This window comes from Pseudomonas fluorescens group sp. PF-69 (assembly GCF_054481235.1).
Genome location: NZ_JBTMNC010000001.1, coordinates 6,472,703 through 6,499,537, shown reverse-complemented (window position 1 = coordinate 6,499,537; position 26,835 = coordinate 6,472,703). Strand labels below are relative to the sequence as shown.

Genomic DNA, 26,835 nt, shown 5'->3' with positions numbered 1-26,835 from the left:
ATGAGTCTGCAAGGTAAAGTTGCACTGGTCACTGGTGCAAGCCGCGGTATCGGCCAGGCTATCGCCCTGGAACTGGGTCGTCAGGGCGCCATCGTTGTGGGCACCGCGACCTCCGCTTCGGGTGCCGAGCGCATTGCCGCCACCCTGAAGGAAAACGGCATTCAGGGCACTGGCCTGGAACTCAATGTCACCAGCGACGAGTCCGTAGCGGCGGTCCTGGCGAGCATCCAGGAGCAGTTCGGTGCGCCGGCGATTCTGGTCAATAATGCCGGCATCACCCGCGATAACCTGATGATGCGCATGAAAGACGACGAGTGGCATGACGTTGTCGATACCAACCTGAACAGTCTGTTCCGCCTGTCCAAGGGCGTTTTGCGCGGCATGACCAAGGCCCGTTGGGGACGAATTATCAGTATTGGCTCGGTTGTGGGTGCCATGGGCAACGCAGGCCAAGTAAACTACGCTGCCGCCAAGGCCGGTCTGGAAGGTTTCAGTCGTGCACTGGCGCGTGAAGTCGGTTCGCGTTCGATTACGGTAAACTCGGTGGCCCCAGGGTTCATCGACACCGATATGACCCGTGAACTGCCCGAGGCACAGCGTGAAGCCTTGCAGGCGCAGATTCCGCTGGGTCGTCTGGGGCAAGCACAAGAGATCGCGTCTGTGGTCGCTTTTCTTGCGTCCGACGGTGCGGCATACGTTACTGGGGCTACAATCCCGGTGAACGGCGGGATGTACATGAGTTAAATGTGACGGATTGCTTCAAAAAAATGTCATACGAGCTGTCTAAAATCCGTTATAAAGCTGCAATCTATTTATAGGCAGAGGGCTGCAGGGTTTGAGGAGTGAAGCTTTCAGTTGAAAAGCTGAAAAGTCTTTCTATACACTTACCCACTGGCCAGCTGCCTGAATTTGTCCATTAGGAGTGAAAACAAGGTATGAGCACCATCGAAGAGCGCGTCAAGAAAATCGTTGCCGAGCAACTGGGCGTTAAAGAAGAAGAAGTGGTCAACACTGCTTCCTTCGTTGAAGACCTGGGTGCTGACTCCCTTGACACCGTTGAGCTGGTGATGGCTCTGGAAGAGGAATTCGAGACCGAAATCCCTGACGAAGAAGCTGAGAAGATCACTACTGTACAAGCTGCAATCGACTACGTTACTAGCCACCAGGCGTAATAGTTTGTAATCGTTGCTTGCTGTCATGGAAAAACCGCACTGCTATCACGGCGTGCGGTTTTTTCTTTAGGCCTGATGCAAAGTCGTCATTTCAAAAAAGGAGAGTGCTGTGTCGCGTAGACGCGTCGTAGTCACCGGTATGGGTATGTTGTCGCCACTGGGCACTGATGTGCCAAGCAGCTGGCAGGGCATTCTGGCTGGCCGCAGTGGCATTGGTCTGATCGAACACACCGACCTTTCTGCCTATTCCACCCGTTTTGGCGGCTCGGTAAAGGGTTTCAATGTCGAGGAATACCTGTCGGTCAAGGAAGCCCGCAAACTCGACTTGTTCATTCAGTACGGCCTGGCCGCAGGTTTTCAGGCGGTACGCAATGCCGGCCTGGAAGTCACCGATGCCAACCGTGAGCGCATCGGCGTCGCCATGGGCTCGGGCATTGGCGGACTGACCAATATCGAAGAAACCAGCCGTACCCTGCATGATTCCGGCCCACGACGGATTTCGCCGTTTTTCGTGCCAGGCTCGATCATCAATATGATTTCCGGTTTCCTGTCGATCCACTTGGGTGCACAGGGACCTAACTACGCCATCGCCACCGCTTGCACCACGGGTACGCACTGCATTGGCATGGCTGCACGCAACATCATGTACGACGAAGCTGACGTGATGATTGCCGGCGGCTCCGAAATGGCGGCCTGTGGCCTGGGCATGGGCGGCTTTGGTGCCTCTCGCGCCTTGTCGACCCGCAATGACGAGCCGGCCCGCGCCAGCCGCCCATGGGACAAGGGCCGTGATGGCTTCGTGCTTTCCGATGGTGCCGGTGCGCTGGTTCTTGAAGAACTGGAACACGCCAAGGCGCGCGGCGCGACCATCTATGCCGAACTGATCGGTTTCGGCACCAGTGGCGATGCCTATCACATGACCTCGCCTCCGGCTGATGGCGCCGGTGCTGCGCGCTGCATCACCAATGCCTTGCGCGATGCCAGGATCAATGGCGATCAAGTGCAGTACATCAACGCCCATGGCACCTCGACGCCTGCCGGCGACCTGGCGGAAGCCAATGCGATCCGTTCGGTGTTCGGCGATCACGCCTACAAGCTGGCCGTCAGTTCGACCAAATCCATGACCGGTCACCTGTTGGGTGCGGCGGGCGCGGTCGAGGCGATCTTCAGCGTGCTGGCGATCAACAGTCAGGTGGCGCCACCGACCATCAACCTCGATGAACCGGACGAAGGCTGCGATCTCGATTTTGTGCCGCACACCGCGCGCAACATGGATATCGATGTCGTCCTGTCCAACTCCTTCGGGTTTGGCGGTACCAACGGCTCGCTGGTGTTCCGCCGGTTTGCAGGCTGATGGAAAGCCGGGTCGACGGTCAACCGGCTGACGCAGTGTCGCTGAAGGATCGCGGCCTGGCTTACGGTGATGGTCTCTTTGAGACCATTGCCGTGCGGCGTGGCCTTCCGGTGTTGCTGGACCGCCATCTGCAGCGTTTGGCCAAGGGGTGCCAGCGGTTGGCGATCAACCTTGATCATGATGCGATGGCCACGGAGCTGCTGGCCTACGCCAGGGAGCTGGACGAAGGTGTGCTCAAGCTGATCGTGACTCGCGGCGATGGCTTGCGTGGCTACGCTTTCGATCCTTCAGCCAAAGCCCGACGTATCCTCTCTGGTAATCCTCCAGCCGTTTATCCAGCCGCCCATGCCGAGCAGGGCGTTCGTCTGTTCCCCTGCACGACACGACTTTCCATTCAGCCATTGCTCGCCGGTCTCAAGCACTTGAACCGCCTCGAACAGGTGATCGCCCGCGCCGAATGGCGAGACACCGAACATGCCGAAGGCCTGATGCTCGATCAGGCGGGGCGTGTGATCGAAGGTGTGTTCAGTAACCTGTTCCTCGTGCGCAATGGCGAGTTGATCACGGCCGATCTGAAACGTTGCGGCGTGGAGGGTGTGATGCGTGCCGAGATATTGTTTCAAGCCGAGTCATTGGGCATTCCCACGCAAATCACCGATATCACCCTCGAACAGCTGCAATGGGCTGACGAAGTCTTTGTCTGCAACAGCGTGTATGGTATTTGGCCCGTGCATGCCTATGCCGCACTGAGCTGGCCGGTTGGGCCGCTCACCCGTAAACTCCAAACCATTGCCCGTGCGCTACTGGATGCTTGATACGTGAGACGTAAACTCTTGCTGCTGCTGGAAACCGGACTGGTTCTGGCAGGGCTGATGTTGGGCGCTTCTGCCTGGAAGGTTCATTCGGCGCTGGTGCAGCCGCTGAATATCGCTCAGGAAGAACTGCTGGAGGTGCCCAAGGGCACCACGCCGACCCGCACCTTCTACCGACTTGAAGCCGATGGCGTCATCAAGGACGCTTTCTGGCTGCGCCTGTACTGGCGTTTCAATCTACCGAAACAACCCCTGCACAGCGGCGAATACCGCATGCTTCCCGGCATGACCGTAGAAGGTCTGATCGATCTGTGGAAGCGCGGAGAAATGATGCAGTACAGCGTAACCCTGGTCGAAGGCTGGAACTTCCATCAGGTTCGCGCTGCCTTGGCCAAGGAAGAAAAACTCGATCACACCCTGGACGGCCTGAGCGACACCCAGGTCATGGACAAGCTCGGCCATGGCGGAATTTTCCCTGAGGGACGATTTTTCCCTGACACCTATCGCTTCGTCCGTGGAATGTCCGACGCAGAACTGCTGAAAACAGCCTATGACCGTCTCAATGAAGTGCTCGCCAAGGAATGGGAGCGGCGCGCCCCTGATGCGCCCTACACCGAGCCCTATCAGGCGTTGATCATGGCCTCGCTGGTGGAAAAGGAAACCGGCGTGCCACAGGAGCGTGGGCAGATTGCGGGTGTGTTTGTCCGGCGGATGGCGATGGGCATGTTGCTGCAGACCGACCCGACGGTGATCTATGGCCTCGGTGAGCGGTACAGCGGCAAATTGACCCGTGCCCATCTCAAGGAACCGACGCCTTACAACACTTATGTGATTGCCGGCCTGCCGCCGACCCCGATCGCCATGGTCGGCCGTGAAGCAATTCATGCGGCGCTGAATCCGGTGGCTGGCAACAGCCTGTATTTTGTCGCTCGTGGCGATGGCAGCCACGTGTTCTCCGATGACCTGGATGCCCACAACAACGCCGTGCGCGAGTTCCAGCTCAAGCGTCGTGCCGATTACCGCTCCAGTCCGGCGCCTGCCACCGCGCCCGACACGCAGGATGCCCCGGCCGCGGAAGCCCAGGCACCGATCCCGGTTGCTTCACCCGATCCGGCCCCGGAAGCCCTGCCGCAAGTGCCGGCGCAAGATCCTGCACCTGCGCCAGCGACTGCTCCCGAGCCGGATGCTGCCGCCCCGCAAAGCCCGCAATGACTCTGACTAAGGACTGCCTGTGACTGGCTTGTTTATTACGCTGGAAGGCCCGGAAGGCGCCGGCAAGAGCACCAATCGCGAATACCTGGCCGAGCGCCTGCGCGCCGCCGGTATTGAGGTCGTGCTGACTCGCGAACCAGGCGGTACGCCACTGGCCGAGCGTATCCGCGAAGTGCTGCTGGCACCGGTTGAAGAACAGATGAACCCGGACACCGAATTGCTGCTGGTCTTCGCGGCGCGGGCCCAGCATCTGGCCGAGGTGATCCGCCCTGCGCTGGCTCGGGGCGCTGTGGTGCTCTGTGACCGTTTTACCGATTCGACCTACGCCTATCAGGGCGGTGGCCGCGGCTTGTCGCTGGAGCGTATCGCGACACTGGAAACCTTCGTGCAGGGCGACCTGCGTCCCGACCTGACACTGATTTTCGATTTGCCGGTGGAAGTGGGCCTGGCCCGCGCCAGTGCGCGTGGTCGCCTCGATCGCTTCGAGCTCGAAGGCCGAACCTTTTTTGATGCGGTGCGCAGTGCCTTCCTCAAGCGCGCGGCAGCGGAGCCGGCGCGTTATGTGTTGGTCGACGCCGCGCAGCCGCTGGCACAGGTTCAGCAGTCCCTCGATGCCTTGCTGCCGCGTCTGCTGGAGCTGACCCGTGGCTGAAGCCTATCCGTGGCAGGACAGCCTCTGGCACCAGTTGGCCGGTCGTACGCATCACGCCCACGCCTATCTGCTGCACGGTCCGGCCGGGATCGGCAAGCGAGCGCTGGCCGAGCGCCTGATGGCCAGTCTGTTATGCCAGCGTCCCACTGCGCAGGGCGCTTGCGGAGAATGCAAATCCTGCCTGTTGCTCAAGGCTGGCAGTCACCCCGACAACTACATTCTCGAACCGGAAGAGGCCGACAAGGCCATCAAGGTCGATCAGGTACGTGACCTAGTCAGCTTCGTGGTCCAGACCGCGCAGTTGGGCGGACGCAAGGTGGTGCTGATCGAGCCCGTCGAATCAATGAACATCAACGCTGCCAACGCCTTGCTCAAAAGCCTTGAAGAGCCGTCCGGCGATACCGTATTGCTGCTGGTCAGCCACCAGCCGAGCCGTTTGCTGCCGACCATCAAGAGTCGCTGCGTGCAGCAGGCTTGCCCGCTACCGAGCGAAGCCATGAGTCTGGCCTGGCTGGCGAAAGCGCTGCCGGATTGCTCGCAAGAAGAGCGTATTGAATTGCTGACCCTGGCTGCCGGTTCGCCACTGGCCGCGGTCAACCTGCAGGCTCAAGGTGTACGCGAACAACGTGCGCAAGTGGTCGATGGCGTGAAGAAGCTGCTCAAGCAGCAGCAATCGCCGACCCAACTGGCCGAAGGCTGGAATGCGATCCCGTTGTTACTGTTGTTTGACTGGTTCTGCGACTGGTCTAGCCTGATCCTGCGCTACCAGCTGACCCAGGACGAAGAGGGGCTGGGACTGCCGGACATGCGCAAGGTGATTCAATACCTGGCGCAGAAGACCGCGCAGGACAAAGTCCTGAATATCCAGGACTGGATCCTTGCCCAGCGCCAGAAAGTACTGAGCAAGGCCAACCTCAATCGGGTGCTGCTGCTGGAGGCGCTGCTGGTGCAATGGGCGTCCCTGCCTGCCCAGAGGTAACCTGGACGCTACCTGTCAGCGGTAAAGCGTTACCGGGCAGCCGGGGTTGGCGTACAGTTCAACAATGCTGAAAACACTGCCCGCAGTCGAATCGAAACCCATCTGGCCGGAGCCCTCGAGTCCGACCGTCCCACTCATACGATGTAAGTTGCAGCCCTTTTTATGCTCGTAGATTCCCATTGCCACCTTGATCGCCTTGACCTCGCAGCCCATGACGGATCCCTGGACGCTGCCCTCGATGCCGCTCGTCAGCGCGGGGTTGGGCACTTTCTGTGTATCGGCGTCAGCGTCGATAACGCGGCTGATGTCAAAGCGCTGGCCGAGCGTTACGACGACGTCGACTGCTCGGTGGGCGTGCATCCGCTGGATGTGCAGCCAGGAGCGGCGCCTGCGCTGGACTGGCTGTTGCAGGAGCTCAATCACCCGCGCGTCGTGGCGATTGGTGAAACCGGTCTGGACTACCACTACGAACCCGAAGCCGCCGAATTGCAGCAGGCGTCTTTTCGACTGCACCTGCAAGCGGCGCAACAAACCGGCAAACCGGTGATCATCCATACCCGTGGTGCCCGTTCAGATACCCTCGACTTGCTGCGTGAAGCGGCGCTGCCCCAGGCGGGTGTTCTGCATTGCTTCACCGAAGACTGGGACATGGCCAAGGCCGCCCTGGACATGGGCTATTACATTTCCCTGTCCGGTATTGTCACTTTCCGCAATGCCGATGCGTTGCGTGATGTGGCCAGCAAAGTCCCGGCCGATCGTTTGCTGGTGGAAACCGACTCACCGTACCTGGCGCCGATTCCCTATCGTGGCAAGCCGAACCTGCCGCAGTATGTGCGAGAAGTGGCAGAGTTTCTGGCCATGCTGCGCGGTGAGCCCTACGAGCGATTTGCCGAGCAGACCACCGCGAACTTCAAGCGACTGTTTCCTCTGGCGCACGTAAAAGGTTAAATCGCAGGCAAAAAAAACCCGGGTTCTGGGGGGTGAATCCGGGTTAAGACCATTAGGAGTAAAACAATGGCACGCGGTCCGTTGGTACCAATATCGGCGTGACACTTGGGGGAGATGCCCCGCCGACAGTTCAAGTATTGATCACTATTACGCCGAGTCCAGTTTACCGGACACCGTTTTTAAACAATTTTGGAATACGCCCGCTTCGGAAGCGTTCTCATCAGGTGCAGACCCTGTCCGAATTCATCAGGAAACACAGACATGGTCGGATGATCCGTGCATTTTTGCGTAATTTAGGCATAATACGCGGCTTCGAATTTTGACCCCTACAGACCTTTTCTTATGCATAAAGAACCTCGTAAGGTCCGTGAGTTTCGCCGCCGCGAGCAGGAAATTCTCGATACCGCGCTCAAGCTGTTCCTCGAACAAGGTGAAGACAGTGTCACCGTCGAGATGATTGCTGATGCCGTCGGTATCGGCAAAGGCACGATCTATAAGCATTTCAAATCCAAGGCCGAGATCTATCTGCGGCTGATGCTCGACTACGAGCGCGATTTGAATGAACTGCTGCATTCGGCCGACGTCGACAAGGACAAGGAAGCCCTGTCGCGCGCCTATTTCGAATTCCGCATGCGTGACCCGCAACGCTATCGGCTGTTCGATCGCCTGGAAGAAAAGGTGGTCAAGGGCAACCAGGTTCCGGAGATGATCGAGGAGTTGCACAAGATCCGCGCCTCGAACTTCGAACGCCTGACCTTGCTGATCAAGGGCCGGATCAGTGAAGGCAAGCTGGAAGACGTGCCACCTTACTTCCATTACTGCGCATCCTGGGCGCTGGTGCACGGTGCCGTGGCCCTGTATCACTCGCCGTTCTGGAGCAATGTGCTGGAAGATCAGGAAGGCTTCTTCCAGTTCCTGATGGACATCGGCGTTCGCATGGGCAACAAGCGCAAGCGCGACACCGACGCCCCGAGCATCTGAGCCATTCAGTTGCCTTATGACGCCATGAATTCGCTACATGGTGCGATACCGCAGGAATATACTCAGGCATAGGGCTTGCTAAAACTTGATTTGTGAGTCAAGTTTTAGCGGTTCGATTTTCTTCCGCCGGAGTGATCCATGATCGTTGACCGTCAAGGCAGGCGCTTTCGTAATTTGCGAATCAGTCTGACCTCAGCCTGCAATTACGCTTGTACCTACTGCGTGCCGAACGGCAAGCGGCTGGTGGCTGCGCAGGATGAACTGTCGGCCGAAGCCATGGCGCGCGGCGTGGCGTATCTGATTGAAGCGGCAGGCATCGAGCGCTTGCGCATCACCGGCGGCGAGCCGCTGGTCAGCCCCAAGCTCGAAGCCTTCATGACCGCCGTCGGCCAGATGGGCCTGGAAGACATCAGCCTGACCACCAATGGTCAACTGCTGGCGAAAAAGCTGCCGTTGCTGGTCCATGCCGGCATTCGCCGCATCAACGTTTCCCTCGATACGCTCGACGCCAGCGCCTTTCGCGGCATTGCCCGTGGCGGCGATCTGGCGACCGTGCTCGACGGCATGGACCAGGCCAGCGCCGCTGGCATGAAGATCAAGGTCAACATGGTGCCGTTGCGTGGCCAGAACCTTGACCAGGTGATGCCACTGCTCGAGTACTGCCTGGAGCGTGGCTATGAACTGCGCTTCATCGAATTGATGCGAATGGGCCACCTGGCCAGCGACTCCAACGCCTTCCTGCAGCAGTTTGTCAGCCTTCAGCAGTTGTTGAGTCTGATCGGCGAACGCTACGAATATCTCCAGGCCGATGCCCCACTCGATGCCACGGCCGTGCGCTACGAGATTCCGGGGATGGGCCATTTCGGTGTAATTGCCAACGAAAGCGTGCCGTTCTGTCGCACCTGTTCCAGGCTGCGCCTGTCCTCCACCGGCTGGTTGCATGGCTGTTTGTCCTCGAGCAATCGTCACTACGTCGGCGATCTGTTGGACAAACCGCGTCATCAGGCATTGCCGGCCTTGCAGCGGTTGCTGGTCAAGGCGTTGGGCGACAAGCAGGAGGTGGCGTTTTCCGGTGGTGCGACAGTCATGAAGATTATCGGCGGCTGAACCGGCCTCATCGCGGGCAAGCCACGCTCCCACAAGGTTTTACGCAGATACTTGTGGGAGCGTGGCTTGCCCGCGATTGCGTTGGATCAGGCGGCGACGTCCATGAGGTGGCGCAAAAGCTGCATCCCATGGCCATTCGCCGGTTTTCCGACACCGGCCTCTGGAGGATAGGATGCGTAGCCTGGTTTTGCTGCTGGCCGTTTTGGCGCTTGGCGGCTGCATGAATGTCAGCGATATGGCCGAAGGGACTCTTTACCACATGAGCGACGTCGGTCTGCTGGATCACAGCGACAGCCGCCGCGTGAATAACCTGCGCATTCAGCCGGACTCGTTCGTCTACATTGCCCAGGGTGCATTCGTACCGCCGGGCAGTGCCGTTTACCCGCGACCCAACGTGATCGCCGAAGTCGCCTTCGATGGCTTTGTCGAATACTTCCCGATGGTTCGTCGCGCTCGCACGCCGGAAGGTCTGGACCAGGCCATGGGCGAAGCCCGTGCCGTGGGTGCCCATTACCTGCTCTACACCCGTTTCGCCAAGTCCGATGACCGCATTGGCAACACGGATGAACTGCTGGACCAAGAGGCGCTGGATCGCCTCGGAATCGACAGCGGCGTGATTCAGATCATGTTGATCGAGACCAGCACCCAGTATTTGATTGATACTGCACGTATCAAGAGTCGTGGCGGTTTACTGACGTTCCACGACAAAAAGCCGGAAGACCTGATGGGCCCGCCGCTGGAGCAATACGCTCGTAGTCTGTTGGGGCTCAGCGACCAGTAAATCAAAGGAGATCGCCATGAGTGGCCCGCAAAAAGCCAACGACCTGTTGGGGCAAATCCCCAAAACCAAAGGCTTGCCGCCGGTCCACCTGTGGAATCCCGACTTCTGCGGCGACATCGACATGCGCATCGCTCGCGACGGCACCTGGTATTACCTGGGCACGCCGATCGGGCGCAAGCCGATGGTCAATCTCTTCTCCACCATCATTCGCCGCGATGGCGATGATTATTTCCTCATCACGCCGGTCGAGAAGGTCGGCATCAAGGTTGATGACGCACCCTTCGTGGCCATCGCCGTGGACGTGGAAGGCGAGGGCGAGGCACAGGTCCTGCGCTTCACCACCAACGTCGACGAAACCACCGACGCCGGTGCCGAACACCCGATTCGTGTGGTGGTCGATCCACTCACCCAGGAACCGGCGCCTTACGTGCATGTGCGCACTAATCTTGAAGCGCTGATCCATCGCAATGTGTTTTACCAACTGGTTGAGCTGGCAGTCAGTCGCGAGATCGATGGGCAGCGCTGGTTGGGCGTGTGGAGTGGGGGTGAGTTTTTCCGCATCGGCCTTGAACCCTGACACGTAACCCTGTGGGAGCAAGGTCGCTCCCACAGGGTTTGCGTATCTTCAAAAAATCAATTTGACAGTCAATCGTATGATGATTAGCGTGGCCACCTTGGCGAATGGCTTTGGGGATATCCATGTCCAGCAGTTTTCATGCGTCGACCGTCGATTGGCTGGGTTGCTGGATCGCTACCGGCCAAGTGAAGCCCGGCGAAACCATCAAGGTCGAGGCTGACCTCGGCGAGCAGCTCGGCGTCAGTCGTACCGTCATCCGCGAAGCCATCAAAACCCTGGTTGCCAAAGGCCTGCTCGAAGTCGGGCCGAAGGTCGGTACCCGGGTGTTGCCGGTACGGCGCTGGAACCTGTTCGACCCACAAGTCGTCGGCTGGCTGTCGCGCAGCGGCTTGCCGGAAAACTTCGTCGATGACTTGCTCGACCTGCGCCGCACCATCGAACCCATGGCCGTGCGCTGGGCCTGCGAGCGGGCGACGGGCGAGCAGGTCGAGGCGATTTTACTGGCTTGCAACGCGCTCGAACGCGCCGTGGACAGTGGCATCGACTACAACCGCGCCGACCAGCTCTTCCATGAGTGCATCCTCGCCGCGAGCCACAATCAATTCATCGAGCAAATGGTGCCGGCCCTCGGTGCCTTGCTGGCGGTGTGTTTCGAAGTGTCCGCCGCCGACCCCGACGAACTGCGTCGCACCTTGCCCATTCATAAAGACATGGCCCAAGCCATCGCCGCCCGGGATGCCGCGCGGGGTGTATGGGCCTGTATGACCCTGATCGACAACGCTGACCTGGCGATCAAACGCTACTACCCGCAGGTCATGGCCGACAAAAAAGCCAGCTGAAAACGAAAAACCTGTGGGCGCCGGCAAACCGGCTCCGACCTGAAAAGAATAAGAAAGCAGGAGGTTTCATGACGTGGACTGCGGTGACCGGACACCGGGCGCAACTCGGTGAGGGCCCATTCTGGGATGCGCCGACCCAGGCACTGTACTGGGCGGACATCGCCGGCAAGCAAGCGCTGCGGCTGATCGGCGACAACGTGCAGATCTGGCAGATGCCGGAGCACGTGTCGGCGTTCATTCCGTGTGAGCGCGGCGATGCACTGGTGACCCTGAGCAGTGGCGTCTATCGACTTGATCTGGATTCGCCCGGCCTGGAGCCGCGGTTGACGTTGCTCTGCGTCGCCGACCCGCAACCGGGCAACCGCGCCAACGAAGCGCGTTGCGATGCCCTCGGCCGGCTCTGGCTCGGCACCATGCAAAACAATATCGGCGAACAAGGCGAAGACCTGCCCATCGTGCGGCGTACCGGCGGGCTGTTTCGCATTGACCGCGACGCCAGGGTAACGCCCCTGCTTCGCGGTTTGGGCATTCCCAATACGTTGTTGTGGAGCGATGACGTCACCACCCTGTATTTCGGCGACAGCCTCGATGGCACGCTGTATCAACATTTCATCCGCACCGACGGCAACCTCGAACCGGCGCAGACCTGGTTTGCAGCCCATGGGCGCGGCGGTCCGGACGGATCGGCGATGGATGCCGAAGGCTTTATCTGGAACGCCCGGTGGGACGGCAGCTGCCTGCTCAGGCTCAGCCCGGACGGCAAAGTCGATCGGGTGATTGAACTGCCAGTCAGTCGCCCCACCAGCTGCGTGTTCGGCGATACCGATCTCAAAACCCTGTACATCACCAGTGCCGCGAGCCCGCTCGGGCATTCGCTGGATGGGGCCGTGTTGTCGATTCGTGTGGACGTACCCGGAAAGCATTGCACTCGATTTGCGGGATAAATCCCAAAATATGGGATGTAAATATATATATTGAGATTTATCCTGGGCCGGGTTTATAGTCGGCCTCACCAGTTACATGCACTCACACTTAAGAAAAACAAAACAGGTGAAGTGATGCAGCGATATTCCACCGTCCTCCCTTGCGGAGTCAGTGCTTCAGAGCGTTTCAAAGCTGAAACGTTTTTTGCGTGCCTGTTCTTGCCTCAACGCCTTTTGACCGGACATCCACGGATGCCCGGTTTTCGTCGTGCTTTCGAACAGGAGTCTTGATCCATGGCTGAACCTCTTTCCTTGCCACCGGTACCCGAACCGCCGAAGGGCGAGCGTTTGAAAAACAAAGTCGTGTTGCTCACCGGCGCGGCCCAGGGTATCGGCGAAGCGATCGTCGCCAGCTTCGCATCTCAGCAAGCCAGGCTGATCATCAGCGATATTCAGGGGGATAAAGTCGAAAAGGTTGCGGCGCACTGGCGGGAAAAAGGTGCCGATGTGGTGGCGATCGAGGCCGACGTCTCGCACCAGCAGGATCTGCACGCCATGGCCAGGCTGGCGGTGGAACGCCACGGCCGGATCGACGTGCTGGTCAACTGTGCCGGGGTCAATGTGTTCCGTGATCCGCTGCAAATGACCGAAGAAGACTGGCGTCGCTGCTTTGCCATCGACCTCGACGGCGCCTGGTTCGGCTGCAAGGCCGTTTTGCCGCAGATGATCGAGCAGGGCACCGGCAGCATTATCAACATTGCCTCGACCCATTCCAGCCACATCATTCCCGGCTGCTTCCCGTACCCGGTGGCCAAGCACGGCTTGCTCGGCCTGACCCGTGCCTTGGGTATCGAATATGCGCCCAAGGGCATTCGCGTCAACGCCATTGCACCGGGCTACATCGAAACTCAGTTGAACGTCGATTACTGGAACGGTTTTGCCGATCCTTACGCCGAGCGTCAGCGTGCCTTCGACCTGCATCCGCCGCGCCGCATCGGTCAGCCGATAGAAGTCGCCATGACGGCCGTGTTCCTGGCCAGCGATGAGGCGCCGTTCATCAACGCTTCCTGCATCACCATCGATGGTGGGCGCTCGGTCATGTACCACGACTGAATGATGAGGGTTTCAGGCGCCATTCTGCGCCTGAGATTCAATCATCATACGATATGACTATTTAGCGATAAGGTTTCACCGCGCCACTGGTTGAAAAGAACGCTTTCGAAGAATGCTCAACAAAAATAACAAGGAGTCAAAACCTATGAATCGTCGTCGTGCAATCCGTTCCCTGTGCTGTGCCGCTCTGGCGGTCACTGCGGTCAGCCTGAGCAGTACGCTGCTGGCGGCCGAGGAAGTGAAAATCGGATTTCTGGTCAAACAAGCGGAAGAGCCGTGGTTCCAGACCGAGTGGGCCTTCGCCGAAAAGGCCGGCAAGGAGAAGGGCTTCACCCTGATCAAGATTGCCGTGCCTGATGGCGAGAAGACCCTGTCGGCCATCGACAGCCTGGCCGCCAACGGCGCCAAGGGCTTTGTGATCTGCCCGCCGGATGTATCCCTCGGCCCGGCCATCATGGCCAAAGCCAAGCTCAACGGCTTGAAAGTGATCGCCGTCGATGACCGCTTCGTCGATGCCAGTGGCAAATTCATGGAAGAGGTTCCGTACCTGGGCATGGCAGCGTTCGAAGTCGGCCAGAAGCAGGGCCATGCCATGGCCACCGAAGCGAAAAAGCGCGGTTGGGACTGGAAAGACACCTACGCGGTGATCAACACCTACAACGAACTCGACACCGGCAAGAAACGCACCGACGGTTCGGTCAAGGCGCTGGAAGACGCCGGCATGCCGAAGGATCACATCCTGTTCTCGGCGCTGAAAACCCTCGACGTGCCGGGCAGCATGGACGCCACCAACTCGGCGCTGGTGAAGCTGCCGGGCGCGGCGAAGAACCTGATCATCGGCGGCATGAACGACAACACCGTGCTCGGCGGCGTGCGCGCCACGGAAGCTGCCGGTTTCGCGGCGAAGAATGTGATCGGCATCGGCATCAACGGCACCGATGCCATCGGTGAATTGAAGAAACCTGACAGTGGCTTCTATGGCTCGATGCTGCCAAGCCCGCACATCGAGGGCTACAACACCGCCAGCATGATGTACGAGTGGGTCACCACCGGCAAAGAACCGGCGAAATACACTGCCATGGATGACGTGACACTGATTACCCGCGACAACTTCAAGCAGGAGCTGGAAAAGATCGGTCTGTGGAACTGAGGACGGGTTGATTTCATCGGCAGCCCCGGCAACGGGGTTGCCTGATCTGTGTCATGAGGTGGTTATGCACGCGCAAACACACATACAACAACGCACCGGCCGTTCCTTTAGTGGCGGTGGCAGCTTGCGCTTCAACGGGATCGGTAAAACCTTTCCCGGTGTGAAGGCGCTGGATGGCATCAGCTTCGTCGCCCATCCCGGGCAGGTTCATGCCCTGATGGGCGAGAACGGCGCCGGCAAGTCGACCCTGCTGAAAATCCTCGGTGGCGCCTATACCCCGAGCAGCGGCGACTTGCAGATCGGCGAGCAGACGATGGCCTTCAGGTCCACCGCCGACAGCATCGGCAATGGCGTCGCGGTGATCCACCAGGAACTGCACCTGGTGCCGGAAATGACCGTGGCGGAAAACCTGTTCCTTGGTCATTTGCCAGCCAGTTTCGGCTTGATCAATCGCCGTACCCTGCGCCAGCAAGCGCTGGCCTGCCTCAAGGGACTGGCCGAAGAAATCGACCCCCAGGAAAAAGTCGGACGCCTGTCCCTCGGGCAACGGCAACTGGTGGAAATCGCCAAGGCCTTGTCCCGTGGCGCCCATGTGATTGCCTTCGATGAGCCGACCAGCAGCCTGTCGGCGCGGGAGATCGATCGTTTGATGGCGATCATCGCCCGCCTGCGTGACGAGGGCAAAGTGGTGCTGTACGTCTCCCATCGCATGGAAGAAGTGTTCCGTATCTGCAACGCGGTGACGGTGTTCAAGGATGGTCGCTACGTACGCACCTTCGAGGACATGAGCGAACTGACCCACGATCAATTGGTCACGTGCATGGTCGGTCGCGACATCCAGGACATCTACGATTACCGTCCTCGCCAGCGTGGTGCGGTGGCCCTGAAAGTCGACGGCCTGCTCGGGCCAGGCTTGCGCGAACCGGTGAGTTTCGAGGCACACAAAGGCGAGATTCTCGGCCTGTTCGGTCTGGTGGGCGCCGGCCGTACCGAGCTGTTCCGCATGCTCAGCGGGCTTACGCGCAACACCGCCGGACGCCTTGAACTGCGCGGCCACGAATTGAAGTTGCGTTCACCCCGCGACGCCATCGCCGCCGGGATTCTGCTGTGCCCGGAGGATCGCAAGAAGGAGGGCATCATGCCGCTCTCCAGCGTTGCCGAAAACATCAACATCAGTGCGCGCGGCGCCCATTCCACGTTTGGCTGCCTGTTGCGCGGGCTGTGGGAAAAGGGCAACGCCGACAAGCAGATCAAGGCACTGAAAGTAAAAACGCCGCATGCCGGACAACAGATCAAGTTTCTATCCGGCGGCAACCAGCAAAAGGCCATTCTCGGTCGCTGGCTGTCGATGCCGATGAAAGTGTTGCTGCTCGACGAGCCCACTCGCGGTATCGACATCGGCGCCAAGGCCGAGATCTACCAGATCATCCACAACCTGGCCGCCGACGGTATTTCGGTGATCGTGGTGTCCAGCGACCTGATGGAAGTGATGGGTATTTCCGACCGCATCCTGGTGCTGTGCGAAGGCGCCATGCGCGGCGAACTGAGCCGCGAACAGGCCAACGAATCCAACTTGCTGCAACTGGCTTTGCCGCGCCAACGCGCTGACGGCGTGGCGAACTGAGAGGTGACTATGATGACAACCCAAAACGAAACCCTGCCGACCGTGCGCAAGCCTCTGGACCTGCGACGCTTTCTCGATGACTGGGTGATGCTGCTGGCGGCTGTGGGGATCTTCGTGCTCTGCACCTTGCTGATCGACAATTTCCTGTCACCGCTGAACATGCGTGGCCTGGGCCTGGCGATTTCCACCACTGGGATTGCCGCCTGCACCATGTTGTACTGCCTGGCGTCCGGGCATTTCGACTTGTCGGTGGGCTCGGTGATCGCTTGTGCCGGGGTCGTCGCCGCCGTGGTGATGCGCGACACCAACAGCGTGTTTCTGGGTGTCTGTGCGGCACTGGTCATGGGGCTGATCGTCGGGCTGATCAACGGGATCGTGATTGCCAAGCTGCGGGTCAACGCGTTGATCACGACGCTGGCGACCATGCAGATCGTGCGCGGCCTGGCCTACATCTTCGCCAACGGCAAAGCGGTGGGCGTGTCCCAGGAATCGTTCTTCGTGTTCGGCAATGGCCAACTGTTCGGTGTGCCGGTGCCGATCCTGATTACCATCGTCTGCTTCCTGTTCTTCGGTTGGTTGCTCAACTACACCACCTATGGCCGCAACACCATGGCCATCGGCGGTAACCAGGAAGCGGCGCTGCTGGCCGGGGTCAACGTTGACCGGACCAAGATCATTATCTTCGCCGTGCATGGCCTGATTGGCGCGTTGGCCGGTGTGATTCTGGCTTCGCGCATGACCTCGGGTCAGCCGATGATCGGCCAGGGCTTCGAGCTGACGGTGATCTCGGCATGCGTGCTGGGCGGGGTTTCGTTGAGTGGCGGGATCGGCATGATCCGGCACGTGATTGCCGGGGTGTTGATTCTGGCGATCATTGAGAATGCAATGAACCTGAAGAACATCGATACGTTTTACCAGTATGTGATTCGGGGTTCGATCCTGCTGTTGGCGGTGGTGATTGACCGTTTGAAACAGCGCTGAGATTTTCGCTGCTCCCACGAGCGCCATCGCGGGCAAGCCAGGCTCCCACAGGTTTTTGCGTAATCTGTGGGAGCGTGGCTTGCCCACGATGGCGGCATGACTGACTCACTCCCGCTCTCGCGAACAATCGCATCCTCCTGTCACCTCCCTTAAATATTCCTTGCCCGCCCCAACCCGTTTCGGGTATCAATTTGTACATGATTAGACAGGTACGATTCGACAAGAAACAACGGGTGGTCGACGAACTCATCCGGCGCATTGAAAGCGGCCTCATGGAGGACGGCTTTCATCTGCCGGGCGAGCATCAGTTGGCTCAAGAATTCAAAGTCAGCCGAGGTACTTTGCGTGAAGCCCTGGCCGAGTTGAAACGGCGCAACTACATTGCGACGCAAAGCGGGGTAGGCTCCATCGTCACCTTCGACGGTGTGATGCTCGACCAGCGCAACGGCTGGGCCCAGGCCCTGGCCGACAGCGGCGCGCTGGTCAACACCGAAGTGCTGCGGCTGGAGGCGGTGACCCGTCCTGACCTGCTGTCGCGTTTCGGCACCGACCAGTTCATTACGCTCGACCGACGCCGCCGTTCCAACGATGGCACGCTGGTCTCCCTCGAACGCTCCTTGATGCCCGCCACCGGAGGTCTGGAAAGCCTGCCGCGTGTCGGTCTGATCGACAATTCCCTGACCATCACCCTGGCGGCCTATGGCTATATCGGTGAACGCGGCGATCAATGGATCGGTGCCGAACCGCTGAACGCCGAAGACGCCGAACTGCTGGGCCGCCCGGTCGGCACGGTATTCCTGAAAGCCTTGCGCACCACGTACGACCGGCAAAACCGTTTCATGGAGCAGGTGGAAAGCTTGCTCGACCCTGTGCACTTTCGTCTTCACCTGCAGTTTGGAGCGGCGCAATGACGGCGCTCAACCGTGCACTTGGCGCATTCTATGGCTTGGCCCTGGGTGATGCGCTGGGCATGCCGACCCAATCCCTGAGCCGCCCGGAAATCAAGGCGCGCTTCGGCGAAATCACCGACCTGCAAGACGCCGGCCCCTTGCAACCGATTGCCCCCAACATGCCCAGGGGCTCGATCACTGACGACACCGAACAGGCGATCCTGGTCGGCCAGTTGTTGATCGACGGCAAGGGCAGGATCGAACCGGCGCTGCTCGCCCGGCGCTTGATCGAATGGGAAGCCCAAATGCAGGCCAGGGGCTCCCAGGATTTGCTCGGGCCATCGACCAAACGTGCAATTGAAATGATCCTGGCCGGTCATTCGCCGGAAGAGGCGGGGCGTTACGGCACCACCAACGGTGCGGCGATGCGCATCACCCCGGTCGGTATCGCCGCCGACGTCGCAGATCCCGCGCGTTTTATCGATGCCGTGGTCCAGGCCTGCCAGGTGACCCATAACACCACGCTGGGTATTTCGAGCGCGGCGGCGGTGGCGGCGGTGGTTTCGGCCGGGATCAACGGCATGGATTTGGGGGCAGCGCTGAACCTTGGCCAGCAAGTCGCCCAGCAAGCCGAAAGCCATGGCCATTGGGTTGCCGGCGGACGCATTGCCTCGCGCATCAGTTGGGCGCGGAGCATCAGCATCGACAGCGACAAGGCGTTGTTGGCCGACCTGCTGTACGACGTGATTGGCACTTCGGTGGCATCACAGGAATCGGTGGTGGTAGCGTTTGCCCTGGCGCAGCAAGTGGCCATCGGTGAGATGAATGCCTTCGAAGCGCTGTGCATGGCCGCCAGCCTGGGCGGCGACACCGACACCATCGCAGCGATTCTCGGCGCGATGCTCGGGGCCTGCCTGGGCCTTGAGAGTTGGCCTGTCGCGTTGATCGACACGGTCAAGGCTGTCAATGATCTGGAGCTGAAGCCACTGGTGCAGGGGCTATTGGCTTTGCGTTGATAGCGCTGACGCCATCGCGGGCAAGCCCGCTCCCACAGGATCGCTGTGACCCTGTGGGAGCGGGCTTGCCTGCGATGGGTGCACCACCGAATCAATTTGATAAACCGCAATAGTGCGCACCAACAAGGCCAGGATGGCCGGGCTGTTGTATCGACATCCGTCATTGCCCACAACCACAAAAAAGGCAAACAGGAGCATTTTTCATGAGTTCATCAACCGCCGGGCAAAATGCCGGACAACTGGAAACCCGTGGCATCGAACCGGTGCCGGAAGCCGAGTGCAACGGTCATCCCTTGCAACTGTTCTGGGTCTGGTTCGCCGCCAACATTTCCATCCTCGGCCTGCCTTTGGGCGCGACCCTCATAGCGTTTCGCGGCCTGGCGATATGGCAGGCGATCATCGTCGCGATCCTCGGTGCCGCCGGTTCTTTCGCGGTGGTCGGGATCATCTCCATCGCCGGTCGTCGAGGCCGGGCACCGAGCCTGACCCTGTCGCGCGCGATCTTCGGTGTACGCGGCAACATCGGCCCGACCCTGGTCTCACTGATGTCGCGCCTGGGTTGGGAAACGGTCAACACCACCACCGCCGCGTTCGTGCTGTTGTCGTTGTGTTCCATTCTGTTCGGCTCGCCGGTGGAAGCGAAAAGCGCACCGCTGTTGACGCTGCTGTTCATCGCGATTTTCGTGTTGCTGACCCTGTCGGTGTCCGGCCTCGGTCACGCCACGCTGTTGGTGATCCAGAAATGGGCGACCTACGTGTTCGGCGCGCTGAACATTCTGGTCGGCGGTTTCCTCTGCGCCACCATCGACTGGAGCGCGGTATTCAACGCCACGCCTGCGCCACTGAGCGCCATGATCATCGGCGTCGGCACCATGGCGGCGGGCACCGGGATCGGTTGGGCCAACGCAGGGGCCGACATGTCGCGCTACCAGCACCGCAGCGTCAAGGCTGTGCGCCTGGTGGCGTCGGCGGCATTCGGCGCGGGCATTCCGCTGGTGCTGTTGATCACCCTCGGCGGCCTGCTGTCGGTGGGCAATAACGACCTGGCCCAGGCCACCGATCCGATCATCGCGATCCGCGACATGCTGCCGACCTGGATGGCCGTGCCGTACCTGATCACCGCATTCGGCGGGCTGCTGCTGTCGAATAACCTCTCGGTGTATTCCGCCGGCCTGACCACGCTGACCCTCGGCTTGAAGGTCAAGCGCGTCTACGCCGTGGTGGTCGACATCGTCGCGATCTTCGCCGGTTCGATCTACTTCATGCTGATCGCCGACAGTTTCTATGGTCCGTTCATCACCTTCATTTCCCTGTTGGCAGTGCCGATCACCGCGTGGGTCGGGATCTTCGTGGTCGACCTGATCCATCGTCACTACTACAGCCCCAAGGACTTGCTGGATGTCAGCCCGAGCAGCGCCTACTGGTATCGCGGCGGCGTCGAATGGCGAGCCTTCGGTGCCTGGGCCATCGCCATTGTGCTCGGTTTCAGTTTCACCACCATTGGCACCACCGCAGAAAACGTCTGGTTCAAAGGCTTTCTGTCCGATTCGTGGCTGGGCCATAACGGCCTTGGCTGGATCGTGACCTTCGTGGTCGCTGGCGGGATTTATTGGGTGCTCGGCGGGGCGAAGGATCGTCGCGCCGCATTGATCGAGAATGCCCATGCCTAGGTTGTTGCACACCGGCCAGGTCATCATCGACCTGGTCATGGCCGTGGATAAATTGCCGCAAGCAGGTGGCGACGTGCTGGCGCAATCGGCCCGTTTCGAAGCGGGTGGCGGTTTCAATGTGATGGCCGCCGCCCGGCGCAACGGTCTGCCGGTGGTCTACCTGGGCCGGCATGGCACCGGGCGCTTCGGTGACCTGGCGCGCGAGGCGATGAACACGGAGGGCATCCGGATCGGCATCACTCAGCGCGCCGAGCGCGATACCGGGTTGTGTGTCGCCATCACCGACGCCTCGGCCGAGCGCAGTTTCGTTTCCTATATCGGCGCTGAGGGCGAACTGACTGCCGAAGACCTGGCGGGCGTGTCGGTCGAGGCGGGGGACTATGTCTACGTCAGTGGCTACAGCCTGCTGCACGTCGGCAAGGCCCAGGCGCTGGTGGACTGGGTGCTGGCGTTGCCGAGCGCTATCAAGGTGGTATTCGATCCGGGTCCCTTGGTGGATTCACCGGATGCACCGCTGATGCAAGCGTTGCTGCCACGTATCGACCTGTGGACCAGCAACGCGGTCGAGGCGCTGAGATTCACCGGGGCGTCGGACATCTCCGACGCGCTGACGCGCCTGACCGACCATCTGCCGGCCAGGGTGTTGATGGTCGTGCGCGATGGGCCGCAAGGCTGCTGGATCAGCCAGGGTTCTGAGCGTCGGCATGTGCCGGGCTTCAAGGTCGACGCGGTGGACAGCAATGGTGCGGGCGATGCCCATGCCGGGGTGTTCGTGGCGGGGCTGGCCCAGGGATTGTCGGCGTTTGAAGCAGCACGGCGGGCGAATGCGGCGGCGGCTTTGGCGGTGACTCGCTGGGGGCCTGCGACTTCGCCAGGGGTGGCTGAAGTGGATGCGTTGATTGGCGTTGGCTCTAGCCGTTGATCTGTCGCCATCGTTGGCAAGCCGGCTCCTGAAGGCGATTCGCGATAGCTGATCTGCACCCCGAAAGCTGGACAGCAATCCTGCTTTCAGGGGTGGCAGCTATTGGCTGATTCCGCCGGCTTTGCCCGAGTTACCGCTGGTGCTTGAGCCCAGGCCGCCGCCGGTGCTATCGGGTGTTTCGGTGTCCGGCAAGTCGAAGCCGCCCTGGCGCCCGGGGTCGTTGCCCTGGGTGCGTGGATCGGTCCCGGTGGAAGGCGGCAAACGGTTGTCGATTCCCGCACCGTCGGTGTTCATGCCGGGGGCGCTCTGGACGGCCGGGGCCTTGGGTTTTTCCACAGGGTTGGTGGGGCCGGTGTTCCCGGCGAAGGCGCTAGAGGACAGCAGCGCAGCGAGGGCGAGGGCGGTCAACCGGGACAGGCTCATGGTGTTGTCTCCAATAAATAGAGTCCTACCTGATTAGTCCGCCACGGATCTCGATGGGTGCCTGATGGGCGACGAACGGCTCAGGCGCGCTGCAACGCCTCGACCGTGGTGATTCGACGCCAGGCCAGGCGCCCGACGGTAATCAACCAATTGAGCGATGCCACCGCCATCACGGTGAGCAGCAGCGTGGCCATGCCGTGTTCGACGATGATTTTCCCGGCCAGCAATGGAAAGCCGAACACGCCGATGAAGTACGACAGGCTGAACAGCAGCAAGGATTGTGCGGTGGTGCCGCTCGGCGCTTCATTGGCGGCCAGGCCGTTGATCACTGAGTAGGTCAGGCCGTAACCGATCCCGAGCATCACGGCGGCGAGCACGTAGCTGAAGCCGTTGTTGACCACGAACCCGAACATCAGGATCGAACCGAGCATCAGCCCTGAAAGCAGGCAGGACGCACGCAGTGGATCGCGCTTGACCACGAATCCGGCGATCAGCAGGCGGCCGCTGATCGCCGCGCTCATGAAACCGAGAAAGAACAGCGAATAGTCGAGTGAGCGCTGCGCCGCGTAGCTTGCAACAGCCCGAAAAGCAGCAGCAGGTGGCCGAAGCCTGGCGTCAAGGCAAAACCAAGGCTGGCGGCGACCAGCAACAGGCCGAACAGCGCCACCGAACGGGCCGCGCCGAGCCAGTCGGACAAGTGACCGGAGACGATTACTGCGGCGAAAGTGCTGAGCATCGCTGCCGAAATCACGCTGCCGGCATCCTGCTCGTTGCCACCGCGAGAGCCGATCAACAGCGACAGCAAAAAGGTCGAACCATAGGACAGCGACAGCAGGTAGCTGGCCAGGCAAAACAGGCCGAACAACTTGCTGGAGACAGGGGGTGTTGCGCTAGACATGACGCAGTTCCTTGACCCGATAAGTAGGCAGGTCATCTATCTATCACGCAAGGCGTCTATCTTAGGTGCGAGGTTCGCGATGCAAGGGTTAGCCGTAGCCGGAGTAATGACCTGTGGCGAGGGAGCAAGCTCCCTCGCCACAAATCGCGCGCCGCCTTAGTATGGCGTTTTCAACTTTTGACAAGGCACGTCCATGACGATCGAAATCCGCCCGGCAACCCCCAGTGACGCGCCACAAATCCTCGCGTTCATCACGGAGTTGGCCGACTACGAACGTGCCCGCCACGAAGTCATTGCCAGCGTCGCCGACATCGAGCGCAGCCTGTTCAGCGAAGGGGCGACCGCCCATGGCCTGATCTGTCTGCGCGACGGCTTGCCGATCGGGTTCGCGGTGTTCTTCTTCAGTTATTCCACCTGGTTGGGCAGCAACTGCCTGTACCTCGAAGACCTCTACATCACCCCGGAACAGCGGGGGGGCGGTGCCGGCAAAACCCTGCTGCGGCATTTGGCGAAAATTGCCTGTGCCAACGACTGCGGGCGCTTCGAATGGAGCGTTCTGGAGTGGAACACCCCAGCCATCGATTTCTACAAATCCCTGGGCGCGCAGCCACAGGAAGAGTGGGTGCGCTACCGCATGGACGGCAAAGTGCTCCGCGAGTTTGCCGAGGGTAATTAAACGCTCAACCCTGTAGGAGCGAGCCTGCTCGCGAAGAAATCGAAAGCACTGCAGGGTGTCAGGCTTCACGCGTTATCGTTAACGACCATCGCTAGCAAGCTAGCTCCTACAAGGGAATGCATTCCGAGGAGCTAGCGAACGCTGCGATCTTTTTTTGTCTTCTCCCAATATATGGGATTGATATTTATATATTGAGATTTTTCGCCGTCCGGGTTTATAGTCCAGCTCACTCACTGCCAAAAACCAAAACAGGTGAAGCGATGCTGGCGCAATTGATCGCGCTCGATTGGGGGACAACCTCATTACGTGCTTACAAACTGGCCGAAGGTGGCCAAGTGCTCGAACAGCGTTCGCTGTCGTCGGGGATCATGCAGTTGCCCAAGGCGCCGCGCGTCATTGCCGGCCGGGAATGCACCGACGGTTTTGAACTGGCCTTTGACCAGGCATGCGGCGACTGGCTCGACGAGCAGCCCGGTCTTCCGGTGATTGCCTGTGGCATGGTCGGCAGCGCCCAGGGCTGGTGCGAAGCGGCCTACCGCGATACGCCGGCAAACGTCGCCACCCTCGGCACCGCCTTGCAAACCGTACGCAGTCTTCGCGGTGTCGACGTGCACATCGTGCCGGGTGTGATCCAGCGCTCGCGCTTGCCCAACGTGATGCGCGGCGAAGAAACCCAAGTGCTCGGCGTGCTGCAAACGCTGCCGGACGAGGCGGGCGCCGATCTGTTGATCGGCCTGCCGGGCAGTCATTCGAAATGGGTGGAAGTGGCCGACGGCTGCATCGTCCATTTCGACACTTTCATGACCGGCGAAGTCTTCGCCGTGCTCAGCGAACACAGCATTCTGGGGCGTACCCAGCAACGCGGCGGGTCGTTCGATGGCGAAGCGTTTGACCGCGGCGTGCAGGTGGCTTTGTCGGCGGACGGCGAAACCGGTGTGCTCTCGACAATGTTCAGCGCTCGCAGCCTCGGGCTGACGGGGGAGCTGAGCGCCACCGCACAACCGGATTACCTGTCCGGCCTGTTGATCGGCCATGAACTGTCGGCCCTGGCCAGCGTCCTGCGACATCGGCGCAACAGTGTGCACCTGCCGTCAATCATCCTCATCGGCAACGCCCAACTCTGTACGCGTTACAGCCGGGCCCTCGACGCGTGCGGGTTTGCCCGGGTGTCCCAGGCCGAGCAGGCCACCGAACGCGGGCTGTGGCAACTGGCGCTGGCCGCCGGACTGATCACGCCCAACCCATCCCGTTAAACCTGACTGGAGCTCTGAACATGCTCAAACAAGCATTGGCGCAAAACGGTCTGATCGCGATCCTGCGCGGCTTGCGTCCGCAAGAAGCGGCGGCCATCGGCGAAGTCCTGTATGCGGCCGGATTTCGCGTTATCGAGGTACCGCTCAACTCCCCGGAGCCGTACGAAAGCATCCGTATCCTGCGCAGCACCTTGCCCGCCGATTGCCTGATCGGTGCCGGCACGGTGCTGACACCGGAACAGGTCGAGCAAGTGAAAGCGGCGGGCGGTCAGGTGATCGTCATGCCTCATAGCGATCCCAAGGTATTGCGCGCCGCGAAAGCTGCGGGGCTGTACCTGTCGCCGGGTGTCGCCACGCCGACCGAAGCCTTTGCGGCACTGGCCGAAGGGGCGGACATCCTGAAGATGTTTCCGGCCGAACAGATGGGGCCGGCGGTCGTCAAGGCATGGCTCGCGGTGTTGCCGGCAGGAACGATTCTGGCACCGGTCGGTGGCATCACCCCGGACAACATGCAGGTGTTCATCGATGCTGGCGTCAAGGGCTTCGGCCTCGGCTCCGGGTTGTTCAAGCCAGGCATGACCCCTGCGCAAGTGGCGGCCAATGCCAAGGCCTACGTCGCTGCCTGGAAATCCCTTCGCTAAGACTTTTGGCGCTGCGTGCGCTGCATCCGAACAAGAGAGACAAGAAGATGAAAATCACCAAACTGACCACCTTCATCGTTCCGCCGCGCTGGTGCTTCCTCAAGGTCGAAACCGACGAGGGCGTCACCGGTTGGGGCGAGCCCGTGGTCGAAGGCCGCGCCCACACCGTGGCGGCCGCCGTCGAGGAATTGTCCGACTACCTGATCGGCAAAGACCCACGCAACATCGAAGACATCTGGACCGTGCTCTATCGCGGAGGCTTCTACCGTGGCGGCGCGATCCACATGAGCGCACTGGCCGGCATCGATCAGGCGTTGTGGGACATCAAGGGCAAGGCGTTGGGTGTGTCGGTCAGCGACCTGCTGGGCGGCCAGGTGCGTGACAAGATTCGTGTCTATTCGTGGATCGGCGGCGACCGTCCTGCAGATACCGCGCGTGCCGCGAAAGAAGCGGTGGGGCGCGGTTTCACCGCGGTGAAAATGAACGGCACTGAAGAGCTGCAATTCCTCGACACCTTCGAAAAAGTCGACCTGGCCCTGGCCAACGTCGCTGCCGTGCGAGACGCGGTGGGCCCGAACGTCGGCATAGGCGTGGACTTTCATGGCCGGGTGCACAAGCCCATGGCCAAGGTGCTCATGAAAGAGCTCGACCCGTACAAACTGATGTTCATCGAAGAGCCGGTGCTCAGCGAAAACTATGAAGCGCTGAAAGAGCTGGCGCCGCTGACCAGCACGCCGATTGCCCTGGGCGAACGGTTGTTTTCCCGTTGGGATTTCAAACGCGTGCTCAGCGAAGGCTATGTCGACATCATCCAGCCCGATGCGTCCCACGCCGGCGGTATCACCGAAACCCGCAAGATTGCCAACATGGCCGAAGCCTACGATGTGGCGCTGGCGCTGCATTGTCCGCTGGGCCCGATTGCGCTGGCCGCCTGCCTGCAACTGGACGCGGCCTGCTACAACGCGTTCATTCAGGAGCAGAGCCTGGGCATCCATTACAACGAGAGCAACGACCTGTTGGATTACGTCAAGGATCCGCGGGTGTTCGACTACGACAAAGGCTTCGTGAAAATCCCCAACGGTCCGGGCCTGGGTATCGAGATCAACGAGGAGTACGTGATCGAACGCGCAGCCATCGGCCACCGCTGGCGCAACCCGATCTGGCGCCATGCCGATGGCAGTTTTGCCGAGTGGTGAGTTTCTCCTGACACATAACCTGTGGGAGCGGGCTTGCCCGCGATA

Annotated in this window: 27 protein-coding genes and 2 pseudogenes; 27 read left to right on the top strand and 2 right to left on the bottom strand. The window is 60.4% G+C overall.

Features of this window, described 5'->3' with window-relative positions; genetic code table 11:
- From fabG to ACX3YF_RS30205, 23 genes and pseudogenes are all read left to right on the top strand, one after another.
- Positions 1 to 744 (top strand): 3-oxoacyl-ACP reductase FabG, encoded by a 744-nt coding sequence (fabG, locus tag ACX3YF_RS30315; RefSeq protein WP_047526979.1) that lies wholly within the window; start codon positions 1 to 3, stop codon positions 742 to 744.
- Positions 745 to 935: 191 nt separating this feature from the next.
- Positions 936 to 1,172, top strand: a complete 237-nt coding sequence (gene acpP, locus ACX3YF_RS30310) for an acyl carrier protein (RefSeq protein ID WP_003175607.1) — start codon at positions 936 to 938, stop codon at positions 1,170 to 1,172.
- Positions 1,173 to 1,281: 109 nt separating this feature from the next.
- Positions 1,282 to 2,526, top strand: a complete 1,245-nt coding sequence (gene fabF / locus ACX3YF_RS30305; RefSeq protein ID WP_047526983.1) for a beta-ketoacyl-ACP synthase II — start codon at positions 1,282 to 1,284, stop codon at positions 2,524 to 2,526.
- Complete coding sequence (gene pabC, locus ACX3YF_RS30300) at positions 2,526 to 3,341, top strand: aminodeoxychorismate lyase (protein WP_458945897.1); 816 nt, start codon at positions 2,526 to 2,528, stop codon at positions 3,339 to 3,341. Before fabF ends, pabC begins: the two co-directional genes overlap by 1 nt.
- Before the next feature lie 3 nt (positions 3,342 to 3,344).
- Positions 3,345 to 4,550, top strand: coding sequence for an endolytic transglycosylase MltG (gene mltG / locus ACX3YF_RS30295; protein ID WP_458974786.1), 1,206 nt, complete (start codon positions 3,345 to 3,347; stop codon positions 4,548 to 4,550).
- Positions 4,551 to 4,569: 19 nt separating this feature from the next.
- The gene (tmk, locus tag ACX3YF_RS30290; RefSeq protein WP_448646070.1) at positions 4,570 to 5,202 is read left to right on the top strand and encodes a dTMP kinase; all 633 of its coding nucleotides are present in this window, start codon (positions 4,570 to 4,572) and stop codon (positions 5,200 to 5,202) included.
- The gene (locus tag ACX3YF_RS30285; protein ID WP_090467780.1) at positions 5,195 to 6,181 is read left to right on the top strand and encodes a DNA polymerase III subunit delta'; all 987 of its coding nucleotides are present in this window, start codon (positions 5,195 to 5,197) and stop codon (positions 6,179 to 6,181) included. The genes tmk and ACX3YF_RS30285 overlap by 8 nt, the downstream gene beginning before the upstream one ends.
- A 30-nt stretch (positions 6,182 to 6,211) precedes the next feature.
- A pseudogene (locus tag ACX3YF_RS30280) lies at positions 6,212 to 6,328 on the top strand (PilZ domain-containing protein); the annotation flags it as partial.
- Between the two features lie 15 nt (positions 6,329 to 6,343).
- A complete protein-coding gene (locus ACX3YF_RS30275; protein ID WP_130206783.1) occupies positions 6,344 to 7,129 on the top strand; it encodes a TatD family hydrolase in 786 nt (261 codons plus the stop codon).
- Positions 7,130 to 7,471: 342 nt separating this feature from the next.
- Positions 7,472 to 8,110 carry a TetR/AcrR family transcriptional regulator gene (locus ACX3YF_RS30270; RefSeq protein WP_458974785.1) on the top strand — a complete coding sequence of 213 codons (639 nt, stop codon included), beginning with the start codon at positions 7,472 to 7,474 and terminating at the stop codon, positions 8,108 to 8,110.
- A gap of 138 nt (positions 8,111 to 8,248) precedes the next feature.
- Positions 8,249 to 9,217 (top strand): GTP 3',8-cyclase MoaA, encoded by a 969-nt coding sequence (locus ACX3YF_RS30265; RefSeq protein WP_130206785.1) that lies wholly within the window; start codon positions 8,249 to 8,251, stop codon positions 9,215 to 9,217.
- Positions 9,218 to 9,389: 172 nt separating this feature from the next.
- Entirely contained in the window at positions 9,390 to 9,998 is a 609-nt protein-coding gene (locus ACX3YF_RS30260; RefSeq protein ID WP_130206787.1) for a DUF4823 domain-containing protein, read from the top strand.
- Between the two features lie 16 nt (positions 9,999 to 10,014).
- Entirely contained in the window at positions 10,015 to 10,575 is a 561-nt protein-coding gene (locus ACX3YF_RS30255; RefSeq protein ID WP_458974784.1) for a DUF1285 domain-containing protein, read from the top strand.
- 122 nt (positions 10,576 to 10,697) lie between these two features.
- The gene (locus ACX3YF_RS30250; RefSeq protein ID WP_047526995.1) at positions 10,698 to 11,414 is read left to right on the top strand and encodes a FadR/GntR family transcriptional regulator; all 717 of its coding nucleotides are present in this window, start codon (positions 10,698 to 10,700) and stop codon (positions 11,412 to 11,414) included.
- Positions 11,415 to 11,482: 68 nt separating this feature from the next.
- On the top strand, positions 11,483 to 12,358 hold the full coding sequence (locus ACX3YF_RS30245) for an SMP-30/gluconolactonase/LRE family protein (protein WP_448646071.1): 876 nt from the start codon (positions 11,483 to 11,485) through the stop codon (positions 12,356 to 12,358).
- Between the two features lie 273 nt (positions 12,359 to 12,631).
- Positions 12,632 to 13,450, top strand: a complete 819-nt coding sequence (locus ACX3YF_RS30240) for an SDR family oxidoreductase (RefSeq protein ID WP_130206791.1) — start codon at positions 12,632 to 12,634, stop codon at positions 13,448 to 13,450.
- A 145-nt stretch (positions 13,451 to 13,595) separates the two neighbouring features.
- Positions 13,596 to 14,600 carry a substrate-binding domain-containing protein gene (locus ACX3YF_RS30235; RefSeq protein WP_130206793.1) on the top strand — a complete coding sequence of 335 codons (1,005 nt, stop codon included), beginning with the start codon at positions 13,596 to 13,598 and terminating at the stop codon, positions 14,598 to 14,600.
- Between the two features lie 64 nt (positions 14,601 to 14,664).
- Positions 14,665 to 16,224, top strand: a complete 1,560-nt coding sequence (araG, locus tag ACX3YF_RS30230; RefSeq protein WP_458974783.1) for an L-arabinose ABC transporter ATP-binding protein AraG — start codon at positions 14,665 to 14,667, stop codon at positions 16,222 to 16,224.
- Between the two features lie 12 nt (positions 16,225 to 16,236).
- Entirely contained in the window at positions 16,237 to 17,205 is a 969-nt protein-coding gene (gene araH / locus ACX3YF_RS30225) for an L-arabinose ABC transporter permease AraH (protein ID WP_047538387.1), read from the top strand.
- 197 nt (positions 17,206 to 17,402) lie between these two features.
- A complete protein-coding gene (locus ACX3YF_RS30220; protein ID WP_130206797.1) occupies positions 17,403 to 18,116 on the top strand; it encodes a GntR family transcriptional regulator in 714 nt (237 codons plus the stop codon).
- The gene (locus tag ACX3YF_RS30215; protein ID WP_288099773.1) at positions 18,113 to 19,111 is read left to right on the top strand and encodes an ADP-ribosylglycohydrolase family protein; all 999 of its coding nucleotides are present in this window, start codon (positions 18,113 to 18,115) and stop codon (positions 19,109 to 19,111) included. Before ACX3YF_RS30220 ends, ACX3YF_RS30215 begins: the two co-directional genes overlap by 4 nt.
- A 203-nt stretch (positions 19,112 to 19,314) precedes the next feature.
- Positions 19,315 to 20,781, top strand: a complete 1,467-nt coding sequence (locus tag ACX3YF_RS30210) for a purine-cytosine permease family protein (RefSeq protein ID WP_458974782.1) — start codon at positions 19,315 to 19,317, stop codon at positions 20,779 to 20,781.
- Positions 20,774 to 21,703, top strand: a complete 930-nt coding sequence (locus ACX3YF_RS30205; protein WP_130206803.1) for a PfkB family carbohydrate kinase — start codon at positions 20,774 to 20,776, stop codon at positions 21,701 to 21,703. Before ACX3YF_RS30210 ends, ACX3YF_RS30205 begins: the two co-directional genes overlap by 8 nt.
- A 99-nt stretch (positions 21,704 to 21,802) precedes the next feature.
- Here the strand turns inward: ACX3YF_RS30205 and ACX3YF_RS30200 are convergent, their stop codons facing one another.
- Together ACX3YF_RS30200 and ACX3YF_RS30195 are read right to left on the bottom strand one after the other, a co-directional pair.
- The gene (locus ACX3YF_RS30200; RefSeq protein WP_458974781.1) at positions 21,803 to 22,126 is read right to left on the bottom strand and encodes a hypothetical protein; all 324 of its coding nucleotides are present in this window, start codon (positions 22,124 to 22,126) and stop codon (positions 21,803 to 21,805) included.
- 80 nt (positions 22,127 to 22,206) lie between these two features.
- Positions 22,207 to 23,024 (bottom strand): annotated as a pseudogene (locus tag ACX3YF_RS30195) (hypothetical protein).
- 193 nt (positions 23,025 to 23,217) lie between these two features.
- Between ACX3YF_RS30195 and ACX3YF_RS30190 the strand changes: the two are divergent.
- The 4 genes from ACX3YF_RS30190 (at position 23,218) to dgoD (ending at position 26,790) form a co-directional block, all read left to right on the top strand.
- Positions 23,218 to 23,700: a GNAT family N-acetyltransferase gene (locus ACX3YF_RS30190; RefSeq protein ID WP_056855912.1), complete on the top strand. Its 483-nt coding sequence runs from the start codon at positions 23,218 to 23,220 to the stop codon at positions 23,698 to 23,700.
- A gap of 260 nt (positions 23,701 to 23,960) precedes the next feature.
- Positions 23,961 to 24,953 carry a 2-dehydro-3-deoxygalactonokinase gene (locus ACX3YF_RS30185; RefSeq protein ID WP_130206809.1) on the top strand — a complete coding sequence of 331 codons (993 nt, stop codon included), beginning with the start codon at positions 23,961 to 23,963 and terminating at the stop codon, positions 24,951 to 24,953.
- A 20-nt stretch (positions 24,954 to 24,973) separates the two neighbouring features.
- Entirely contained in the window at positions 24,974 to 25,594 is a 621-nt protein-coding gene (locus ACX3YF_RS30180) for a 2-dehydro-3-deoxy-6-phosphogalactonate aldolase (protein ID WP_090317780.1), read from the top strand.
- A 47-nt stretch (positions 25,595 to 25,641) separates the two neighbouring features.
- Positions 25,642 to 26,790 (top strand): galactonate dehydratase, encoded by a 1,149-nt coding sequence (dgoD, locus tag ACX3YF_RS30175; protein WP_047527021.1) that lies wholly within the window; start codon positions 25,642 to 25,644, stop codon positions 26,788 to 26,790.
- Positions 26,791 to 26,835 lie beyond the last annotated feature (45 nt).

Coding starts and splice junctions, on each gene's coding strand:
- fabG (WP_047526979.1), top strand. CDS start 1: ATGAGTCTGCAAGGTAAAGTTGCACTGGTCACTGGTGCAAGCCGCGGT.
- acpP (WP_003175607.1), top strand. CDS start 936: ATGAGCACCATCGAAGAGCGCGTCAAGAAAATCGTTGCCGAGCAACTG.
- pabC (WP_458945897.1), top strand. CDS start 2,526: ATGGAAAGCCGGGTCGACGGTCAACCGGCTGACGCAGTGTCGCTGAAG.
- ACX3YF_RS30275 (WP_130206783.1), top strand. CDS start 6,344: ATGCTCGTAGATTCCCATTGCCACCTTGATCGCCTTGACCTCGCAGCC.
- ACX3YF_RS30270 (WP_458974785.1), top strand. CDS start 7,472: ATGCATAAAGAACCTCGTAAGGTCCGTGAGTTTCGCCGCCGCGAGCAG.
- ACX3YF_RS30265 (WP_130206785.1), top strand. CDS start 8,249: ATGATCGTTGACCGTCAAGGCAGGCGCTTTCGTAATTTGCGAATCAGT.
- ACX3YF_RS30260 (WP_130206787.1), top strand. CDS start 9,390: ATGCGTAGCCTGGTTTTGCTGCTGGCCGTTTTGGCGCTTGGCGGCTGC.
- ACX3YF_RS30255 (WP_458974784.1), top strand. CDS start 10,015: ATGAGTGGCCCGCAAAAAGCCAACGACCTGTTGGGGCAAATCCCCAAA.
- ACX3YF_RS30250 (WP_047526995.1), top strand. CDS start 10,698: ATGTCCAGCAGTTTTCATGCGTCGACCGTCGATTGGCTGGGTTGCTGG.
- ACX3YF_RS30245 (WP_448646071.1), top strand. CDS start 11,483: ATGACGTGGACTGCGGTGACCGGACACCGGGCGCAACTCGGTGAGGGC.
- ACX3YF_RS30240 (WP_130206791.1), top strand. CDS start 12,632: ATGGCTGAACCTCTTTCCTTGCCACCGGTACCCGAACCGCCGAAGGGC.
- ACX3YF_RS30235 (WP_130206793.1), top strand. CDS start 13,596: ATGAATCGTCGTCGTGCAATCCGTTCCCTGTGCTGTGCCGCTCTGGCG.
- araG (WP_458974783.1), top strand. CDS start 14,665: ATGCACGCGCAAACACACATACAACAACGCACCGGCCGTTCCTTTAGT.
- araH (WP_047538387.1), top strand. CDS start 16,237: ATGACAACCCAAAACGAAACCCTGCCGACCGTGCGCAAGCCTCTGGAC.
- ACX3YF_RS30220 (WP_130206797.1), top strand. CDS start 17,403: ATGATTAGACAGGTACGATTCGACAAGAAACAACGGGTGGTCGACGAA.
- ACX3YF_RS30215 (WP_288099773.1), top strand. CDS start 18,113: ATGACGGCGCTCAACCGTGCACTTGGCGCATTCTATGGCTTGGCCCTG.
- ACX3YF_RS30210 (WP_458974782.1), top strand. CDS start 19,315: ATGAGTTCATCAACCGCCGGGCAAAATGCCGGACAACTGGAAACCCGT.
- ACX3YF_RS30205 (WP_130206803.1), top strand. CDS start 20,774: ATGCCTAGGTTGTTGCACACCGGCCAGGTCATCATCGACCTGGTCATG.
- ACX3YF_RS30200 (WP_458974781.1), bottom strand. CDS start 22,126: ATGAGCCTGTCCCGGTTGACCGCCCTCGCCCTCGCTGCGCTGCTGTCC.
- ACX3YF_RS30190 (WP_056855912.1), top strand. CDS start 23,218: ATGACGATCGAAATCCGCCCGGCAACCCCCAGTGACGCGCCACAAATC.
- ACX3YF_RS30185 (WP_130206809.1), top strand. CDS start 23,961: ATGCTGGCGCAATTGATCGCGCTCGATTGGGGGACAACCTCATTACGT.
- ACX3YF_RS30180 (WP_090317780.1), top strand. CDS start 24,974: ATGCTCAAACAAGCATTGGCGCAAAACGGTCTGATCGCGATCCTGCGC.
- dgoD (WP_047527021.1), top strand. CDS start 25,642: ATGAAAATCACCAAACTGACCACCTTCATCGTTCCGCCGCGCTGGTGC.